We start from the raw sequence: 17,899 nt of genomic DNA on the forward strand, positions 1-17,899 counted from the left end.
GCGCCGAGGCGCCGCATATGATGCATTGCGATATGTGGATTTGCGCCCCGTCGTCCTACATCGTCCGCTGCGGCGCGGTTTGCAGAAATTGTCTGATTTGCTCGCTGTAGAACTTTGCATTGCTGGTGGTGCCGTGGCCGCGCGTCTCGGTGCTGGCGGGGATCAGGTAGAGGCGGCCGTTCTTGACGCGCTTCATCGCAGCTTCGGTGAGGCCGGTCTCGGGCGGGTTGCGCTCGTCGTCGGCGGAATTGATCAGCAGCAGCGAAGCCTCGATGGCTTCGAGCTTCTCGCCCGCATTGTAGTCGTGTGAAGATTCCCACTGGTAGACGAAGTCGTTGGTATCAGCCGTGATCGGCGTCGCCAGTCGCTCGTCGACGATCTTGTCGGCCTTGGCCGCCGTTGGCGCCTGCGATTGATAGGCCAGCGTGCCGCCGATGCTGGCGATGCCGTAGGCCGTGATGGCGTATTTCATCATGCGCGGCTGGGTGGTGTAATTGCCGCCGTTGTAGTCGGGATCGCTACGGATGGTGTCGAGCATGATCCGCCGCAGCATCCAGTTGCGCGATGCCATCTCGGTCGGCTGCGAGGCCATCGGGATCAACGCGTCCATTGCCTTCGGATATTTCTCGCCCCACAGCCAGGTGTGCATGCCGCCCATCGAATTGCCGATCACGAGCCGCAGATGCTTGACGCCGAGGCCCTCTGTCACCAGACGATATTGCGCTTCGACCATGTCGTCGTAATCGTATTTTGGAAAGTTCGTCTTCATGCCATCGGACGGTTTTGACGATTTGCCGTGGCCGATGCTGTCGGGAATGATGACGTAATATTTGGACGCGTCGAGCGGCTGCCCGGCGCCGAACAGCTCGCCTGCGAAGGACGGCGTCAGCATGCTCGTGCCCGAGCCGCCCGTTCCATGCAGCACCAATACGGGCTGGCCGGTCGGCTCGCCGATTGTGGTGTAGTGCAGCTTCAGCTCCGGCATGGTCTCGCCGGTGTGGAACTTGAAGTCCCGGGCGATCCAGTCACCCTGTTTCGGCGCCGGATAATCAGCAGCCATCGCCCATGTCGAAAAGGACAGCAGAGCGCCTGCCAGCGCCGCGCAAGAAGCTTTCATGTCTCTCTCCCCGTGCGGCTCATGCTCAGCGGCCGCCTTGCGGCGGAACTTAGCAGAAGTGCGGGGAAGGATGTAGGATTTCGCCTCCGCCGATCGTCCTTATGGAAACCCAGGGAGAGAGACGCCGCATGTGCCGCAACATCAAGACGCTGTTCAACTTCGAGCCGCCGGCGACGGAGGACGAGATCCACGCTAGCGCGCTCCAATTCGTGCGAAAGCTGTCCGGCTTCAACAAGCCGTCGCAGGCCAACGAGGCCGCCTTCGACCGCGCCGTGGCCGAGGTCTCGGACGCCGCGCGAAGGCTCCTGGTCTCGCTGCACACCCATGCCCCGGCGCGCGACCGCGAGGTCGAGGCGGAGAAGGCGAAGGAGCGTTCGCGGTTGCGGTTCGGCTAGAGGCTCCAGAGGGCTCTTCCGTGATCTGGCTCACGGTACGGGTCGCCTCGACTTGCGATGATGCCTGCCGGGGGTTTTGACAGCCCGGAGCACGACCATGAGCCGCCCCCTTCTTCCTCTCAAGGCAGGTGCCATCATCTTCACGCTGCTGTGGACCGCGTGGATGATGTGGTGGAGCGGCTCGTTCTCGAGCGCGAGCGTCGTGATCCTGGCCCTGTGCGGCGCTGCGGTCGGCTATCTCTGGTATCGCGCCATGCGCTGGCAGTTCGAGCGCATGGGCATGCTGTCGCGCCGGGATGATTCCTCCGGGGCTTCTTGATTGGCATGTATCCCAGGCGCGCTACGCTGCGTCTGGGCGCGAGCACGCCGTCAGCTCTTGTTGCCGTGCTTCTTCTTTTTCTTCTTTTTCCTGTGATCGTCGGCTTCGCCGTCGTCGCCCTCGTCATCGGCGATCGGCTCACCGGCCTCCTGAACGGCGGCCTCGAGCGCCGCGCGCTCGGCGGCTTCACGTTCGCGCTGGCGGCGGCGCTCGTCCCAGGCGTCGAAGAGCTGGTCGAGCCACGGCAGCACCTGCTCGATCGACGGAAGCTGACCGGGCGGGCCTTGCTCGCCACGCGGACCTTGCGGCCCCTGCGGTCCGACCGGGCCCTGCGGGCCGGCCGCGCCACGCGGGCCGGCTTCGCCCTGCTTGCCTTGGGGACCGGCCTTGCCCTGTGGTCCCGCCTTTCCGATCGGTCCCGGCTTGCCCTGCGGCCCCGGCTTGCCGCGCGCGCCGTCCGGGCCCCGCTTGCCCGGATGACCCTGCGGTCCCGGCCGTCCCGGTTCGCCCTGCCGCCCACGCGGACCCGGAGGTCCCTGCCGTCCCTGATCGTCTGCCACACCACTGCTCCCTTGACCGGAAGCAAGCTACTTAGCGGCGTTTGACGACAGCAGCAATTCCACCGGCGCATCGTGCTGCGCTTGATCAACATCAATCGACGGAGCGAGGCGGCGTGTCATTGAGCTTTGCAGGGTCATGATCATCGCGAGGAGCGATCGATGCGCGCAGCATGGAAAATCTTCTGCCTGTCCGCCGCGATCCTTGCCGCGGCCATCGTCATCGCCCAACTGCTCGTGCCTGACATCGTGCCGATTGCCTTCGCGGAGGAGCCGCAGCCGGCATGGGCTGTCATGACGGCTTTCGCTCTTCGCGCCATCGAGCTGATGACGGCGGCGGTCGCAGTCATCGCAATTGCGATGCTGGCTGGCATGTGTGCGCAGCGCGGGCTGCGCCGTTTGTCTCGCGGCACGGCCTCGCAGGCGGATTGATCGTCCGCACGCAGTTGCGCACTACTCCTGACAGGTCGGCACCTCGATGCCGGAGGCGGCATAGAGCCTGATCTTGTTGCGCAACGTGCGTACCGACAGGCCGAGCACGCGCGATGCGCGTGTGCGGTTGCCGTCGCAGCGGGCGAGCGTCTGGAGCACGAGCTCGCGCTCGACCTCGTCGACGGTTGCGCCGATCAGCAGTGGAACGATCTGGTTCGGAGCGAGGAATTGTGCGTCCTGCGGCGCCGCGACATGAACAGTGGTCATCAACACACCCCGATCAACGCCCGCTTCCTTCGCTGGAAGCGGATCGAGAACAACGACCCCCAGGCCGTAGAACCACGGTGGGCGGGTTTGGTTAATGAAAGGTTAATTGCGGACGATCGCACCAGATGACCTCAGGAATGCCGCGAAGCGGCCGCGTTTGGCAGAAGATGCATGGTGATGCGGACCTATCTCGATCCGCATTTTCGCCTGCCGTGCCTCGCATAGCGCGCGACGTCACTGAGCGAGTGGTGACGACAAGCCCCTCACACCGTCCGGTAGCCGCCATCCACCATCACGATCGTTCCCGTGACATAGGCCGACATATCCGAGGCGAGGAAGATCGCGGGGCCCACGATGTCCTCGGGCTTGCCGGTGCGCGCCAGCGGCGTGTGATCGACGAAGGCCTGCACCAGCGCCGGATTGGTCGCACGCACATGGGCGTTGATGTTGGTCTCGATGAATCCAGGCCCGATCGCGTTGACGCGCACGCCTTCCTTGCCGAGCTCGACCGCGAGCGCCTTGGTGAAGCCGAGCACGCCGTGTTTCGACGTCGTATACGCCGCCGAGCTCGGCGTGCGCAGATGCACGAAGGACTGGATCGAGCCGATATTGACGATGCGGCCTTTGCTCGCGCGCAAGGGCGCGAGGAAGGCCTGCGTCATGTTGAAGACGCCGTTGAGGTTGAGCGAGATGATGTCGTTCCAGTCCTTCGCCACCGTCTCGGTCTCGGCGGTGAAGGCGTTGCGGCGGGTGATGCCGGCATTGTTGACGAGGATCGAGACCTGCCCGACCTTGCCCGCGACCTGCTTTGCGAGCGCAAAGCAATCGTCGCGTCTGGTCACGTCGAGTGCGAAGCTGTCGGCCTTGCCGCCCGATTTTCGGATCTCCTCGGCGGCCTCCGCGATGGTGTCGGCGTTGACGTCGAGCAGCACCACGTGCGCGCCCTCGCGGGCATAGCCGGCCGCGATCGCGCGGCCGATGCCGGACCCGGCGCCCGTGACGACGGCGATGTGGTTTGCGAGCAATGCCATGACATTTTTCTCCCGATTTCGTTTCTAAGTTTCATGAAAGGCTAACCCGAAATTAAGGGGTCTGAAACGGCGGCCTTGGCATACTGATCCGTGTTGCTAAACGTTGCGCGCATGATGGAACGGCTTGAATCCTGGAAACTCGCTCTCGAGCGCCTGCGGTCGGCACAGCCGGCCGACTGGGCCGAGGCCGGCCGGGTCGTGGCCGAGATCGTGCGGATGAGCACGGATGCGACGCTGCGGCAGGCGGCCGAGCAGGCGCTTCCGGTGCTGCGCCAGGCCGTGGTCAATGACGATCATAGCGTCACGCAGGCGGCCCAGCGCCGGCTCGGTGTGGTGCTCGAGGTCGTCCATGGCCTGACCGCGCCGCGCTTCGGCCGCCGCAACGCGATGCCGAAGAAGCTCTCCAGCGAGGATCGCGCCCGCAAGATGCTGGGCCTGCCGCTCGCAGTGCAGCTCACCTGCGACGACATCAACCAGGCCTACCGCCGTGCCGCCAAGGGCATGCATCCCGACCACGGCGGCACCGCGCAGGCCTTCATCGACCTCGCCGCCGCGCGCGACGTCCTGATCCATCCCGGCGCGCACAAGGACGCGTGAGGGAGCGAGCGGGATCTCGTAGGGTGGGCAAAGGCGCAAAGCGCCGTGCCCACGGTCTTCTTCATGATGGATGGAATGGTGGGCACGCTTGCGCTTTGCCCGCCCTACGGAGCCTGAGCTCGCGGCGCGCTCAGCTCTTGTTGACGCAGCTCGGATAGGGCGCGGCTTCGCCTGGCACGATCGGACAGAGGGCGATCGGGTTGAGATCGTTCAGGCGCGCCTGCCAGCGTTCGTCCCTGATCGGCGGCTCGTCGGTCTCGGGGCCGCGCTCGGCCCATTGGATGGTGTAGTAATCGGTGCTGCCTTTCAGCGTGATCAGCAGCGCGGTCTCGCTGTGACGGGTCGGGCCGCTGTCGATGCGGCCGCAACCGATCACCGCGGCGAAAGCCTCGAAGCGGCCGAATGTCATGGCGCCGAGCGGCTGCGCGGCAAAGCTGTCGGGGCAGGCCGATCTGAAGCCGCCGGCGATGGTGCCGGCGAAATTTTCGGGCGATGCATCCGGCGTCAGCGTCATGCCTTTCTCGCCCGTGACCGTGATCATCTGGGTCCACTGCTCGGGCGTCTCGCCCTTCAGCACGGCTTCACGGATGTAGTGGCCGCCTTTGGTGTTCTCGAACACCACCGCGAAATTCGACGGCATCGCGAAGCTGACGAGCTGGCCGAAGATGGGCGAGATCACGCGGAAGGATTGCGGCGCCTGTGCCGGTGCCGCGGAGACGAACGCGAGCGACAAGGCGAAGATGGCTGCCGTCGTGGTGAGCGTGCGCATCGATTGATCCCGCCAGGTCTGAATAGAAACGCTGAATGAAACGCCGGATGGAAACGCGAACGGGCAAGGATGCTAGCATCGCATCCTTGCCCGGCCCTTGTCGTCCGCCGATCGAACCTTACCAGCTGCAGTGGCCGGTCTTCAGCGCATTGTCTTTCACCACGAGCGCGTCGAGGAAGGTCGGCACGGTCGCGCTGGCGCGGTGATAGCCGGCCGGCCACGGCGCAGTCGGGATGCTCTCGTCCCAGATCTGGCAGAAGCCGGTGTCCTGCCAGCGGATCAGGTGATAGCTGGCTTCGGCAGGGCTCGTGGCGACGAAGGCAGTGACGGCAAGACCCGCAGCAGCGCACAGCATGGAAAGACGACGCATGATCAGCTCCTCAAATGAAAGATGTGATGCGCCTCCCGACAATGATGGGGAGGAGTGGCGCGGGGCGCTTCTTGGCCTGCGCCCCGGACAAGAGGTGAGTAGTTCCGCATGCTGACGAGGTTCAAAGCGCAGGCGCTGGAAATGCGCGGTTTCGGCTGAAAAAGAGGGCTCCGCCAAAAAGAGGAAGGGCGGATCGCTTCGCGCGACCCGCCCTTCGAATCCGATCTGTCGCATCAAGCCTAGAGCGTGCAGCGGCGCTCGGCGCGCATCTTGATCTGCAGGTCGGACGCGCCCTGGAAGGTCGGGACCGGCTTGCTGACGACCTTGTAGGTCGACACGCCCCACTGGAACGGCTTGTACTTCAGGTCCTCGTTCCAGACCTGGCAGATGCCGGTGTTGTCCCAGCGGATCACGTAATAGCCGACTGCCGCCGAGGCGGGCACGGCGAACACGGAACTAGCGATGCCGGCAACGGCACAGAGGGCGAGAACGCGACGCATGAAATATCTCCTTGTGGGGAAGTGTGAGGCAAAAATTCGTGCGGGAAAAGCCGGCCCTTGGCAAGCCGGGGAGGTGCCGTTTCACTGACATGTCAGGCGATGCCGGGCATTTGGTTCGGCCGCGTGCCCGGCAAGCCACACGTGCCGGACCGCTTCTCACTTCGAAAGCGACGCGACCGCCTCGATCTCGATCAGCATCTTCGGATCGGGCAGCGCATGCACCACGCATGTGGTGCGGGCGGGGTAGGGCGGCGGGCCGAAGGCGCCGGCATAGAGCGCGTTCATGGCGGCAACGTCCGAGGCGCGGGTCAGGAGCACGTTGACCTTGGCGAGGTCACGCAAGGTGGCCCCGGCCTCGTCCAGCACGCGCTTGATATTGACGACGACATTGGCGAACTGCGCCTCGAAGCCGTCGGGCAGCGCGCCATGGGCGTCGAAGCCGGGAATGCCCGAGACGAACAGCAAGTCGCCGACGCGCGTCGCAAAGGACAGCGGCGGCGCCTTGACGTGCGGCGGGGCCGCGAAATGCTGGATCGGCATGGCATCACCTCGTCGGCGTGTCGGGAGCAGGAGCGTAGCGGGATGCGGGGGAGTGTTGCAATCGGGTTGCAGAGGGGCAAAGACAAAAAATGCGAAAACAACCCCATGCACAGTAGAGACCGGGCCGAAATCATTGGGCTTTTTCGATTTCGGGAAGAGCGAAATATTCGTTTGCGCCGTCGGGCAAAACAGGGGCATAATGGCATGGTGGCGACGGTTGTTCGCGAGCGCGGTGGTTCGCCTTTCCCCGCATGCAGCCGCCGGCAGGAGAGGCCGGAATGCATCCATCCCGTCATTGCGAGCGCAGCGAAGCAATCCAGATTGGCCCCGCGGAAGGATTCTGGATTGCTTCGCTGCGCTCGCAATGACCGAGAACGAGGGGCCTTCCGCGAGTTCAGCCGCCGCCGTGCTTGCAGAGACTCCCTCCATCATGTTGCCGCCGCGATCGATCGGATAGATTTGGCCGCGTCTGATTCGTTTCCCTCCCAAAAAAATAGCCCCCGGAGACACTCCATGAAGATCGCTAGCACCCTTCGCGCCGCGCTGGTCGCCATTGCCGCGCTCGCCGGCCTCTCGACCTCGGCGCTGGCCGACGGCGGCACCGTGGTGCTGACGATCTACAAGGCGGGCTGGATCATCGGCGGCTCGGGCGGGAGCGGCGTGCTGAACTTCCGCGGCCGCTCCTATGGGCTCTCGACCGGCGGGCTCGACTACGGCCTCGTGTTCGGGGGATCCAAGACCGTGCTGCGCGGCCGCGTCTCCAACATCAACCGTCCCTCCGACGTCGCCGGCGTCTATGGCGCCGCCGGTGCGGGCCTCGCGGTCGGCCGCGGCGCCCGCGCCATCGTGCTCACCAACCAGAAGGGCGCGGTGCTGGAGCTGACCGGCACGCAGGTCGGCCTGATGGCGAATGCGGATCTCAGCGGGCTTGCGATCACGATGCGGTAGGGCGCGGCGAAACCTGCCGGCGCGTAGCTCGAACCTTGCTACCGTAACGGCGGCCGCAATTGCACTGGCGGCTCCCGCTGCACTCTGGCCTGCGTCGGCGGCGTCGGCGTGCGCGCGGGGGCGGTCACGGGCCGTGGCAAGGGTGTCAGCGTCGCCGCCCGCTGATGCTGTTCGGCTGCGGTGGCAACGAGACGCGCCACCTGTTCCTGATTGGCCTTGACCTGCTCGGTGATAGTCGCCTGGTCGCGGGCCAGCTGGTCCTGGCTGGCTTTGAGCTCGTCGATCTTTTGCAGCACGCTGGCGAGATCGTGCGACATCGTCTCGATCAACTGTGTCAGCTCGGCGGGTATCGCGGCCGCGGTCGGCACCATCTCTTGCGGTGTCGTCTGAGCCGCAGGTGGGGCTTGCGAAAGGGTAGCGTCAGCCGCAGCCAACCGAACGAAAGGCGCTGCCGGCTGGATGGAGGGCTGGGTTTCTTCGTTCGGCAGCACGGCAGCCGAAACCGCTTGCGGCGCCCAGCGGGAAATCATCTGCTGCGTCGCGTCGCTGGCGAACTGCGAGGCAAAGGCAGCGCTGAAGATGCACGCCGCCAACAAGAGGCCGATCAAGCCGCGCAGCGCCGACCTGTGCCGGAAGGACCGGCGGTCGAGTTGGTGGCCCGCCTCGGGCCCTAATCTGGACATCTGCTGGTTTATACGTGCGAGTTGTTCATCGGCGAGCGCGATCTGTTCATAGGCATGCGCGAGCCTTTCATCGGCGCGTGCAACCAGCTCCTTGTCCGGCGCGGACAGTCCCGATCCCTGCGTGGAGCGTCCCGGATCGACGGCGGGTGGATCGGCTGGCTTGATGTCGGGAGTGGATTGCATTTCCAGCGTGGACTGCATCTGCGCCTCCTGCCCGGGTTGACGCTGAATGAGGTGGTTCGTCCGACTTCCGCATTGCGCACTCCCCAGTGCAGCTTTGACCAAAGCAAGACTAAGGCATGGAAAGTCTGGGGCTGTTTTTGGGCGATAGCCTGTCAGTCGCAGACGAAGGCAGGATCTTGGCCGGTCACAACCGCGGGCGCGCCACACACGGCGGCGCAAGGCGTAACCCGCCACCTCGGCTTCCTCGGTTCAGACCAGATGGACAACCTCCTGAGACACCAAAGCTAACCCACCCTATTTTCCACCGACCGCCGCATGAATCCGCTCGCAATGCGCGACGAGGTTTGCATGCGCGTCGACGAAGGCCTTCAGCGGCGTCGGGATCGGAAAATAATAGATGTTGGCGACGAAGCCGTAGATGCCGGCATCACAGCTGGTTGGCGCCGCGCCATGGACGAAGCCCGTGGCCGGCACGATCTCGGCCAGCACCTGCAGATCGGCGAGCCCCCGCGCATAGGCCTGCTCGGGCGTGTAGCGGCCGATGCCCTGGTAATGATAGCGCTGCGCGTTATACGCCTTCGCCTTCTCGAACCCTTCCGCACTCACTTGCGGATGCTGCGCGATGAAACCGTCGCGGAACGCCGGATAGAAGCGCTCGTCCTTCCAGCGCGAATACGACATCACCCAGTAGAGATCGTCCAGCATGCGCGTGATCAGATGATTGGTTCGGCGCTGCTCCGCCGATAGCGCCGCATCGATGGTCAGGCGATATTTGGCGATGAGATGCGCGATGATGGTCTCGCTGTCGCCGATGGTCTCGCCGTCGTCGACGATGTAAGGCAGCTGCCCGCGCGGCGCGGCGGAGGCATCGAAGATATGCTCGTGCACGAACGGCACGCCCGCGAGCTTCAGGAACGCGTAGACCTTGAGGCCATAGCCGTTGTTGTCGGCGACGCCGAAGAGTTTTGGATAGGAATAGAGGGTCAGCATTGGCGGGCTCCTCCGGGGTGGCGGGCGCCAGCATGCAGGGGTGTGATGGTGGACGCAATGGCCGTCTCGTTGCCCGGATGAGCGCAGCGACATGCGGAAACAGCGGCCCCGGATGTCGCTTCGCTCATCCGGGCTACGAAGCGACCCTACGAACGCGACGCCGCCTGAAACACCGCAAGCTGCGCATCGAACGCGCGCCTGAACGCCGGCCGCGCCTCGCCGCGGGCGACATAGGCGGCGATGTCAGGGTATTCCTCCAGCAGGCCCGAGGTGTTCAGCCGGCGCAGCACCGTCACCATCATGAGATCGCCGGCGCTGAATGCGCCGTCGAGCCAATCGGCTTCGCCGAGGCGGCGGGACAATTCGCCGAGCCTGGTGCGGACGCGATCCTGCAGCATGGGCAGCCGCTCCGCGTACCAGCTCCTGTCGCGCTCGAACAGCATGGCCATGCCGAGCTCGACGATCGGTGGCTCCAGCGTGTTCAGCGCGGCGAACATCCACGCGATCGCCCGGCTTCTGGCGTTGCCATCCGTCGGCAGCAGTCCGGCATGGCGCTCGGCGATATGGAGCACGATCGCGCCGGTTTCGAACAAAGCGAGACCGCCGTCCTCATAGGTCGGAATCTGCCCGAACGGATGCAGCGCCAGATGCGCCGGCTGCTTCATCGCCGCGAACGACACGAGGCGAACGTCGTAGGGCTGGCCGGCCTCCTCCAGCGCCCAGCGCACGCGCATGTCACGCGCCTGCCCGCGGCCGCGGTCGGGCGAGTTTTCGAAGGCGGTGATGGTGGGCATGGGGGGCTCCGGGTTGTCGGCGTTGCGTCCAGAGGACGAGTGGCGGGGGCAGTTTCCGACAGGCTATCGCGTTTTGTGGGGCCTGTAGCCCGCATGAGCGATAGCGATATGCGGGGCTGCTGCCGGTCCCGGATGTCGCTATCGCTCATCCGGGCTACAAGAAAATCCGGTCCTCACTGTCGGAACGCCGCTCCCCACCACGTCCTTGGAACACCGGCGCGCGGCCGTGCGCCCCGCCCGAGCCGAAAGGAGCCCCGTTCATGACCTCGATCACGCCGTTTCTCTGGTTCGACAACAACGTCCCCGAGGCCGTCGCGTTCTACAAATCGGTGTTTCCCAACGCCAGGGTCGAGGCCGTCAGCGACTTCATGGCGGTGTTCGAGCTCGAGGGCCAGCGCTTCCACGCGCTCAATGGCGGGCCGCAATACCGCTTCAACGAGGCGGTGTCGTTCTTCGTCAGCGTCGAGACGCAAGGCGAGGTCGATTATTTCTGGGAAGCGCTCACCGCCGACGGCGGTGAGGAATCGAGGTGCGGCTGGCTCAAGGACAAGTTCGGCCTGTCCTGGCAGGTGATCCCGACAGCGCTCGGCCGCTATCTCGGCGACCCCGACCGCACCAAAGCGAACCGCGTGATGCAGGCAATGCTGGGGATGCGGAAGCTCGTGATCGCGGAGCTGGACAAGGCGTATGCGGGGTGAGGGGCTGACGGTGCCGTAGGGTGGGCAAAGGCGCGCTCTTCGCGCCGTGCCCACGACTCGCGAAGAAATCGTGGGCACGGCGCTGACGCGCCTTTGCCCACCCTACGAGGCTACGAAGTTTCGTGTTTGAGCAGGACCGCGAGTCCCACCCACGGTGTCGTCCTGGCGAAAGCCAGGACCCATACCGCGTGATGTTTCGGTTGCGGACGATCGCAGTACCGGACCGCGAGTCTTCGCCAAACTCCTCCCTGGGGTAATGGGTCCTGGCTTTCGCCAGGACGATGACTGAGTTTGGCGCTGCCACTAACTCACCCTACGCAGCAATCCACTCCGCCAACTCTCGCCAAGGCTCAATCGTCCAACTCCCCGACGCCGCACCGGACGGCGAGGGCAGCACGAAAATCTCCGGCCAGCTTCCATCCGATGCCTGCCGCCCCAGCGCAATCGCAGCTGACGGCCTGCCGTAAAACAAGCTCGCCGCCCTCTTGCTCGTGAACGCAATCGTCCGCGGCCGGTACTTTTCCATCTTCGCCCTGAACCCCGCCACGTCGATCGTCTCCGCCGCGATCTGGTGATCCATCCCGGCGCCCGACTTGGAGAGATCGGTGAAGCCGATCCCGAGCTCGATCAGCTTTGCGAACTCGCCGGGCTGATAGCGCCGCGGCGTGATCCCGGCCTCATGGATCGCGCGCCAGAAGCGGTTGCCGGGATGGGCGTAGTAGTGCCCGAGCTCCGCCGAGCGCGTAGAGGCGGCGGTGCCGACGAAGACGAGGCGGAGATTGGGGCGGAGCTGGTCGGGGAGGCGGTGGAGCATAGTGCCCAACATTGCGGTGTTGGCGCCTGCTGCAAGAGAACGGGCAGCCAACGTATCAGGAGATTGGATAGGGTGGAATTTCAAGAAGATCGGCCCATGTGAGTGACGCGCCTAAGCAAACGGAAGGATTGCGTCTTCCTGTCAGATCACTAGTCCCGAAGTTTACTTGCTAATTCGTTTTGATGCGTCGTAGGGTTGCAATGTCGGGGCGCATCGCAAGCGCGGTGTCGATGTTAGAAAGAGAGATATGCAAAGGAAAGCAACATTTCAGTCACTCTCCTGGCTGTGGGATTTGTACAAGCGGAAACTTCTCGATATGGATCCTCCATATCAGCGGAGGAGCATTTGGAATCAGCCTTACAAGGAGTTCTTTATCGATACTGTCCTGAACGACTACCCATGCCCCGCCATATTCCTCTACGAGAATATAACCCCTGAAGGCGTGGCAAAATACAGTGTGGTGGACGGAAAGCAGCGTCTCCTAACGCTCTTCGAATTTGCCAATAACGAGTTCGCGGTCTCCTCGGAATCAACGGTCAGGAAGTATCGCGACAAATATTTCCAAGATCTCGACGATGACGCAAAGAGGGGGTTTTGGAGATATCAATTCGCCGTGGAGTTTATTCCGTCGGAGGACGAAACGCTTATCAATACGATCTTTGATCGCATCAACCGAAACGTTGCAAAACTTACACGGCAAGAGCTGCGGCACGCAAAATTCTCAGGCGTCTTTATAACGAAGGTCGAAGACCTTTCTGAGTGGATGTTTTCGACGTTGCCAAAGAACTTTCCATTCATTCAAGCTTCGTCCAGGAAGCAGATGAGAGACGATGAATTCGTCTCACAATTGCTGCTTTTACTGGAGGAGGGGCCGAAGTCGTACTCTCAAGATGATTTAGATCAAGCGTTTAGCCTACGCGATCCTGAATGGGAGCGGGCCGAAGAGACCGAACGAGAGTTTCGCGAGGTTGTTCAGAAAATCGACGAGATTGTTCGTGGAGATCAGACCGGTGAGCTAGTTCGGCGTCGCCTGAGAAATCAGGCCGACTTTTATTCGTTGGTGGGAGCGATCTCTAGTTTGACGCGGTCGAGGGCATCATTGGACTCCGTTCAAGCTCGTGATTATCTCCAAACATTTATTGCGATAGTTGAGGATGAAGCTCTACGAAACGAATTTTCACCAGCATTGGCGTACTTCGGAGCAAGTCGAGCTGCTTCAAATGATGCCGGCCCGCGAACGACAAGAATTACCATCATGAATGCGATTTTGACGGGCGTTCATACTTTGCCGCGAGTCTAGAGTGAATATTCCGCAACAGCTAATATCGATTTATTCGGAGCTTAAGCCTCGATTGGATGTCGTGGAACAGCGCGTCGCGGCTTCCTTATTGACCTACTCTCGCGAGAATATGTTGCCGTTTGTCGCCCGGATCAAAACGATAGAATCGGCGGCGGAAAAGATCGAGTCAGGGCGCTATCGCTCGTTCGCGGAGATTGATGACCTCGTCGCTGTTACCTTGGTCGTACCAACTCTTCGGCATGAAGCAGAGGCGATCTCGTACTGCCAAAGCATTTTTCATATCGAAGAGGTGAAGCTTCGAACGTCTGTGAGGAAGCCACCCGAGTTGTTCAGATTTGATTCGACGCGCTTGTATGGATTTTTGCCAAGGCCATTGGGCCTCGACGTGGATGATCAAGAGACAATCTATGAGATAAAGTTCGAAATTCAAATTCGAACAGCGTTCGAGCATGCTTGGATTGTTGCTACTCATCCACTCACTTACAAGACGGATGTTGTTGACTGGAAAAGGATTCGACTTGCGGCGCAGATGAAGGCTGCGGCGGAGCAATTGGATTTATCTGTGCTTCAATTTGAGCATCTCGCAGATGGCATAGTCGAGGCTCCTTTTCCAGACATACAGGCGAAGCGAGAAATAGTGCAGTTGATTGAGCTATTGGGAAGGGATTCGGTTATACCGTCGGAGGCAAATCCAAAGGATATGTCGAGGTTTGCAGACAATTTAATAAATCTACTGCGCGCTTCGCAGAAAAAGACGGACATCCACGTTGCGCTTGCCGCGATAGAAAAGCAGCTGCGACGCTTTACTTTAGAGACGTTCCCGAGAAGCGCATCGCTGTTGCAGGTCTGTATGGGAATTCTCCAAGAGGTTGGGCTGATCTCGGGGCCGCTACAGCGATATTCGTGCCACGTAACAGATCACCTGCTGGAAATTTTCCCTGGCGTGAGAGGGCTCACGCCAGTCTTCGAATATGCGCGCACTAAGGCCCCTTCGTTGGAGGAGAAGTAATCAAGGCCCTCACAGCACCCGATTACTCTCCTTCACCTTCTCCGCATCCAGATAAACGCTGCTCCCCATCTCCTTGAACTTCGCGCTCATCTTGGCCATGCCGTCCTCGGCGGTGCCGCTGATCGACATGCCCACGCTGTTCGGATCGTTCAGCGTCGCCGCGTAGTCCCGCACGTCCTGCGTGATCTTCATCGAGCAGAACTTCGGGCCGCACATCGAGCAGAAATGCGCGACCTTGTGGGCTTCCTTCGGCAGGGTCTCGTCGTGGAAGCTCTTTGCCGTGTCCGGATCGAGGCCGAGGTTGAACTGGTCGGTCCAGCGGAATTCGAACCGCGCGCGGGAGAGGGCGTCGTCGCGGAGCTGGGCTGCGGGGTGGCCCTTGGCGAGGTCGGAGGCGTGGGCGGCGATCTTGTAGGTGATGACGCCGGTCTTGACGTCGTTGCGATCGGGCAGGCCGAGATGCTCCTTCGGCGTGACGTAGCAGAGCATGGCGCAGCCGAACCAGCCGATCATGGCCGCACCGATCCCTGAGGTGATGTGGTCATAGCCCGGCGCGATGTCGGTGGTCAGCGGTCCAAGCGTGTAGAACGGCGCCTCGCCGCACTCCTTGAGCTGCTTGTCCATGTTGATCTTGATCTTGTGCATCGGCACGTGGCCGGGGCCTTCGATCATGACCTGGCAGCCCTTGTCCCACGCGATCTTGGTGAGCTCGCCGAGCGTTTCGAGTTCGGCAAACTGCGCGCGGTCGTTGGCGTCCGCGATCGAGCCCGGACGCAGGCCGTCGCCGAGCGAGAACGAGACGTCATACTTGCGCATGAGGTCGCAGATCTCGTCGAAATGCGTGTAGAGGAAGCTCTCCTTGTGATGCGCCAGACACCACTTCGCCATGATCGAGCCGCCGCGGCTGACGATGCCGGTGACGCGGTTGGCGGTGAGGTGGATGTATTGCAGGCGCACGCCGGCGTGGATGGTGAAATAGTCGACGCCCTGCTCGCACTGCTCGATCAGCGTGTCCTTGTAGAGCTCCCAGGTCAGCGCCACCGGGTCGCCGTTGCACTTCTCCAGCGCCTGGTAGATCGGAACGGTGCCGATCGGCACCGGCGAGTTGCGCAAAATCCATTCGCGGGTGGTGTGGATGTTGCGGCCCGTCGAAAGGTCCATCACGGTGTCGGCGCCCCAGCGGATCGCCCACACCATCTTCTCGACCTCTTCCTCGACCGACGAGGTCACCGCCGAGTTGCCGATGTTCGCGTTGATCTTGGTCAGGAAGTTGCGGCCGATGATCATCGGCTCGAGCTCGCTGTGGTTGATGTTGGAGGGGATGATGGCGCGGCCGCGCGCGATCTCGTCGCGCACGAACTCCGGGGTGATGAAGGCGGGGACCGAAGCGCCGAAGCTCTCGCCGTCGGCAAGCGCTGCTTCCGCGCGCTCGAGCTGCTGCTTGCGGCCGAGATTTTCTCGGGCGGCGACGTAGATCATCTCCTTGGTGATGATGCCGGCGCGGGCGAATTCGAGCTGCGTGATCTTGTGGCCGTCGAGGCCGCGCAGCGGCTTGTGGTAGGCCGAGAAGGCGCGCGCGGCCTTGTCGGTGGAGACGCTGCCATTGTCCTCCGGCTTGATCTGCCGGCCCTCATATTCCTCGACGCCGCCGCGCTCCAGCACCCATTGCTTGCGGCTCCGGGCAAGGCCGGCGTTGACATCGATGGTGACGGAGGGATCGGTGTAGGGGCCGGAGGTGTCGTAGACCGGCAGGTTCGGCTCGCCCGCGCCTTCGGAGAGGATGATCTCGCGCAGCGGCACGCGGATGTCCGGCGCGGCGTCGGGAGACGCAAAAATCTTGCGCGAGGAGGGCAGCGGGCCGGTGGTGACGGCGGGGACGGTCTTTTCGGGGTTGGAGCGGATGTTCATGGGGTCCTCCGGTTTAATTCGTGTACGTGTGCGCCAGGACGACGCTGGTGATCGTTTGCTCCGTCATTGCGAGCGCAGCGAAGCAATCCAGAAACGCTTCCGCGGAAGCAGTCTGGATTGCTTCGTCGCAAGGGCTCCTCGCAATGACGACTGGAAAGAGCGCGTGCATCACGCAGCTTCCTTCAGGCCGAGCCATTGCCGCACGCGGGCGTCCGGATCGGCGTTCTGGGTGACGTCGGACACCACGGCGATGGAATCCGCGCCCGCGGCAAAGATCTCCGCGGCGTGCTCGAACTTGATGCCGCCGATCGCGACCAGCGGGATGTTGCCGATGCGCTTCTTCCATTCCGTGATCTTTGGAATGCCCTGCGGCTCGAAGCGCATGGACTTCAGCGTGGTGAAGAAGATCGGGCCGAGCGCGATGTAATCGGGCTTGGCGGCCAGCGCGGTTTCAAGTTCGGCGTCGTCATGGGTGGAGATGCCGAGCAGGAGGCCCGCCTCGCGGATGGCTTTCAGGTCGGCATCCGCCAGATCCTCCTGGCCGAGATGAAGATATTTCGCGCCGGCGACGATCGCCGCGCGCCAGTAGTCGTTCACGACCAGCTTGACCTGCGTGTCCTTGGTGATCGCCAGCGCGTCGGTGACGATCTGCAACGCATCGGCGTCGTTCAGCTCCTTCGCGCGCAGCTGGATGGTGCCGACGCCGAGCTTGGTCAGGCGCTCGACCCAGTTGAGGCTGTCGACGACGGGATAGAAGCGATCAGGATACGGCATGCCAGAACGGGGTCCCAACGACAGGGGTGGAGGGGGAGGCGAAGTCGCGGGCATTCATCAGCCCGGCTTCGTAAGCGGTGCGGCCGGCATCACAGCCGAGACGGAAGGCGTTCGCCATCGCGACGGGATCGGCGGCCTTGGCGATCGCGGTGTTGAGCAGGACGGCGTCGTAGCCGAGCTCGAGCGCCTGCGCGGCGTGGGAGGGCGCGCCGATGCCGGCGTCGACCACCAGCGTGATGTCGGGCAGGCGCTCGCGCAGCAGTTTCAGCGCATCGCGGTTGGTGATGCCCTTGGCGCTGCCGATGGGCGCTGCCCACGGCATCACCACCTTGCAGCCGGCATCGACCAGGCGGTTGGCGACCGAGAGATCCTCGGTGCAATAGGGGAACACCTCAAAGCCGTCCTTGATCAGGATGGTCGCGGCCTCGACGAGGCCGACGACGTCGGGCTGCAGCGTGTCGTTGTCGGCGATGACCTCTAACTTGATCCAGCTGGTGCCGAACAGCTCGCGCGCGAGTTTTGCGGTGGTCACGGCCTCGCGCACCGTGCGGCAACCGGCGGTGTTCGGCAGCACGGTGACGTCGAGCTCGCGGATCAGATTCCAGAACGCGTCGCCGGTCTTGCCGCCGGCGGATTCGCGCCGCAGCGACACCGTGACGATGTTCGAGCCGGAGGCGCGGATCGCGTCCTGCATGATCGCGGGGGATGGATAGAGCGCGCTGCCGATGAGCAGGCGCGAGGCGAAGGTTTTGCCGTAGAAATTGACCATCAGTGCCTCCGCTTGCTGCGGTCTGCTCCCTCGCCCCGCTCTTGCGGGGAGAGGGTTGGGGTGAGGGGCTCTCTCCGCGCGTACCGATGCCGAGATACCTGTACCCCCTCACCCGGATCGCGAAGGGCGATCCGA

At 63.1% G+C, this 17,899-nt stretch carries 23 protein-coding genes; 8 read left to right on the forward strand and 15 right to left on the reverse strand.

Annotated elements, in window-relative coordinates:
• Positions 1–55: 55 nt before the first annotated feature.
• Positions 56–1,117, reverse strand: a complete 1,062-nt coding sequence (locus QA649_RS13725) for an alpha/beta fold hydrolase (protein ID WP_283024653.1) — start codon at positions 1,115–1,117, stop codon at positions 56–58.
• 128 nt (positions 1,118–1,245) lie between these two features.
• Here QA649_RS13725 and QA649_RS13730 point away from each other — a divergent pair, with 128 nt between their 5' ends.
• Together QA649_RS13730 and QA649_RS13735 are read left to right on the forward strand one after the other, a co-directional pair.
• Positions 1,246–1,512: a DUF2277 domain-containing protein gene (locus QA649_RS13730; protein ID WP_283024654.1), complete on the forward strand. Its 267-nt coding sequence runs from the start codon at positions 1,246–1,248 to the stop codon at positions 1,510–1,512.
• A 97-nt stretch (positions 1,513–1,609) separates the two neighbouring features.
• On the forward strand, positions 1,610–1,831 hold the full coding sequence (locus tag QA649_RS13735) for a hypothetical protein (protein ID WP_026311702.1): 222 nt from the start codon (positions 1,610–1,612) through the stop codon (positions 1,829–1,831).
• Positions 1,832–1,881: 50 nt separating this feature from the next.
• Here QA649_RS13735 and QA649_RS13740 read toward each other — a convergent pair whose 3' ends face one another.
• Positions 1,882–2,391 (reverse strand): collagen-like protein, encoded by a 510-nt coding sequence (locus QA649_RS13740; protein ID WP_283024655.1) that lies wholly within the window; start codon positions 2,389–2,391, stop codon positions 1,882–1,884.
• A gap of 159 nt (positions 2,392–2,550) precedes the next feature.
• Here QA649_RS13740 and QA649_RS13745 point away from each other — a divergent pair, with 159 nt between their 5' ends.
• Positions 2,551–2,820: a hypothetical protein gene (locus tag QA649_RS13745; RefSeq protein WP_283024656.1), complete on the forward strand. Its 270-nt coding sequence runs from the start codon at positions 2,551–2,553 to the stop codon at positions 2,818–2,820.
• 21 nt (positions 2,821–2,841) lie between these two features.
• Here QA649_RS13745 and QA649_RS13750 read toward each other — a convergent pair whose 3' ends face one another.
• Positions 2,842–3,087 (reverse strand): helix-turn-helix domain-containing protein, encoded by a 246-nt coding sequence (locus tag QA649_RS13750; protein ID WP_018641007.1) that lies wholly within the window; start codon positions 3,085–3,087, stop codon positions 2,842–2,844.
• A 263-nt stretch (positions 3,088–3,350) separates the two neighbouring features.
• Positions 3,351–4,118: a 3-oxoacyl-ACP reductase FabG gene (gene fabG / locus QA649_RS13755; protein WP_283024657.1), complete on the reverse strand. Its 768-nt coding sequence runs from the start codon at positions 4,116–4,118 to the stop codon at positions 3,351–3,353.
• A gap of 111 nt (positions 4,119–4,229) precedes the next feature.
• Between fabG and QA649_RS13760 the strand changes: the two genes are divergently transcribed.
• Positions 4,230–4,715: a J domain-containing protein gene (locus QA649_RS13760; protein ID WP_260388912.1), complete on the forward strand. Its 486-nt coding sequence runs from the start codon at positions 4,230–4,232 to the stop codon at positions 4,713–4,715.
• Positions 4,716–4,845: 130 nt separating this feature from the next.
• On the opposite strand, the gene QA649_RS13765 is transcribed toward QA649_RS13760, so the two are convergent.
• From QA649_RS13765 to QA649_RS13780, 4 genes are all read right to left on the reverse strand, one after another.
• The gene (locus QA649_RS13765) at positions 4,846–5,484 is read right to left on the reverse strand and encodes a hypothetical protein (protein WP_283024658.1); all 639 of its coding nucleotides are present in this window, start codon (positions 5,482–5,484) and stop codon (positions 4,846–4,848) included.
• Positions 5,485–5,602: 118 nt separating this feature from the next.
• The gene (locus QA649_RS13770) at positions 5,603–5,854 is read right to left on the reverse strand and encodes a hypothetical protein (protein WP_283024659.1); all 252 of its coding nucleotides are present in this window, start codon (positions 5,852–5,854) and stop codon (positions 5,603–5,605) included.
• Between the two features lie 239 nt (positions 5,855–6,093).
• Positions 6,094–6,354, reverse strand: a complete 261-nt coding sequence (locus tag QA649_RS13775) for a hypothetical protein (RefSeq protein WP_283024660.1) — start codon at positions 6,352–6,354, stop codon at positions 6,094–6,096.
• 156 nt (positions 6,355–6,510) lie between these two features.
• Positions 6,511–6,894, reverse strand: coding sequence for a RidA family protein (locus QA649_RS13780; protein WP_018641001.1), 384 nt, complete (start codon positions 6,892–6,894; stop codon positions 6,511–6,513).
• 513 nt (positions 6,895–7,407) lie between these two features.
• Between QA649_RS13780 and QA649_RS13785 the strand changes: the two genes are divergently transcribed.
• Positions 7,408–7,842, forward strand: coding sequence for a hypothetical protein (locus tag QA649_RS13785; protein WP_018641000.1), 435 nt, complete (start codon positions 7,408–7,410; stop codon positions 7,840–7,842).
• A 38-nt stretch (positions 7,843–7,880) separates the two neighbouring features.
• On the opposite strand, the gene QA649_RS13790 is transcribed toward QA649_RS13785, so the two are convergent.
• The 3 genes from QA649_RS13790 to QA649_RS13800 form a co-directional block, all read right to left on the reverse strand.
• Positions 7,881–8,726, reverse strand: coding sequence for a hypothetical protein (locus QA649_RS13790; RefSeq protein ID WP_283024661.1), 846 nt, complete (start codon positions 8,724–8,726; stop codon positions 7,881–7,883).
• A gap of 276 nt (positions 8,727–9,002) precedes the next feature.
• Positions 9,003–9,698: a glutathione S-transferase family protein gene (locus tag QA649_RS13795; protein ID WP_283024662.1), complete on the reverse strand. Its 696-nt coding sequence runs from the start codon at positions 9,696–9,698 to the stop codon at positions 9,003–9,005.
• A 146-nt stretch (positions 9,699–9,844) separates the two neighbouring features.
• Positions 9,845–10,492, reverse strand: a complete 648-nt coding sequence (locus QA649_RS13800; protein WP_283024663.1) for a glutathione S-transferase family protein — start codon at positions 10,490–10,492, stop codon at positions 9,845–9,847.
• Positions 10,493–10,752: 260 nt separating this feature from the next.
• Here QA649_RS13800 and QA649_RS13805 point away from each other — a divergent pair, with 260 nt between their 5' ends.
• On the forward strand, positions 10,753–11,190 hold the full coding sequence (locus QA649_RS13805; protein WP_283024664.1) for a VOC family protein: 438 nt from the start codon (positions 10,753–10,755) through the stop codon (positions 11,188–11,190).
• Positions 11,191–11,503: 313 nt separating this feature from the next.
• Here the strand turns inward: QA649_RS13805 and QA649_RS13810 are convergent, their stop codons facing one another.
• Entirely contained in the window at positions 11,504–12,004 is a 501-nt protein-coding gene (locus QA649_RS13810) for a mismatch-specific DNA-glycosylase (RefSeq protein WP_283024665.1), read from the reverse strand.
• Between the two features lie 247 nt (positions 12,005–12,251).
• Here QA649_RS13810 and QA649_RS13815 point away from each other — a divergent pair, with 247 nt between their 5' ends.
• Entirely contained in the window at positions 12,252–13,304 is a 1,053-nt protein-coding gene (locus QA649_RS13815) for a DUF262 domain-containing protein (RefSeq protein ID WP_283024666.1), read from the forward strand.
• Position 13,305: 1 nt separating this feature from the next.
• A complete protein-coding gene (locus QA649_RS13820; protein ID WP_283024667.1) occupies positions 13,306–14,313 on the forward strand; it encodes a hypothetical protein in 1,008 nt (335 codons plus the stop codon).
• A 9-nt stretch (positions 14,314–14,322) separates the two neighbouring features.
• Here QA649_RS13820 and thiC read toward each other — a convergent pair whose 3' ends face one another.
• From thiC to QA649_RS13835, 3 genes are all read right to left on the reverse strand, one after another.
• On the reverse strand, positions 14,323–16,221 hold the full coding sequence (gene thiC / locus QA649_RS13825; RefSeq protein WP_283024668.1) for a phosphomethylpyrimidine synthase ThiC: 1,899 nt from the start codon (positions 16,219–16,221) through the stop codon (positions 14,323–14,325).
• A 168-nt stretch (positions 16,222–16,389) separates the two neighbouring features.
• Positions 16,390–16,995 (reverse strand): thiamine phosphate synthase, encoded by a 606-nt coding sequence (locus tag QA649_RS13830; protein WP_283024669.1) that lies wholly within the window; start codon positions 16,993–16,995, stop codon positions 16,390–16,392.
• Positions 16,982–17,764, reverse strand: coding sequence for a thiazole synthase (locus QA649_RS13835; protein ID WP_283024670.1), 783 nt, complete (start codon positions 17,762–17,764; stop codon positions 16,982–16,984). Before QA649_RS13835 ends, QA649_RS13830 begins: the two co-directional genes overlap by 14 nt.
• Positions 17,765–17,899 lie beyond the last annotated feature (135 nt).

This window comes from Bradyrhizobium sp. CB1717 (assembly GCF_029714325.1).
Classification (GTDB): domain Bacteria; phylum Pseudomonadota; class Alphaproteobacteria; order Rhizobiales; family Xanthobacteraceae; genus Bradyrhizobium.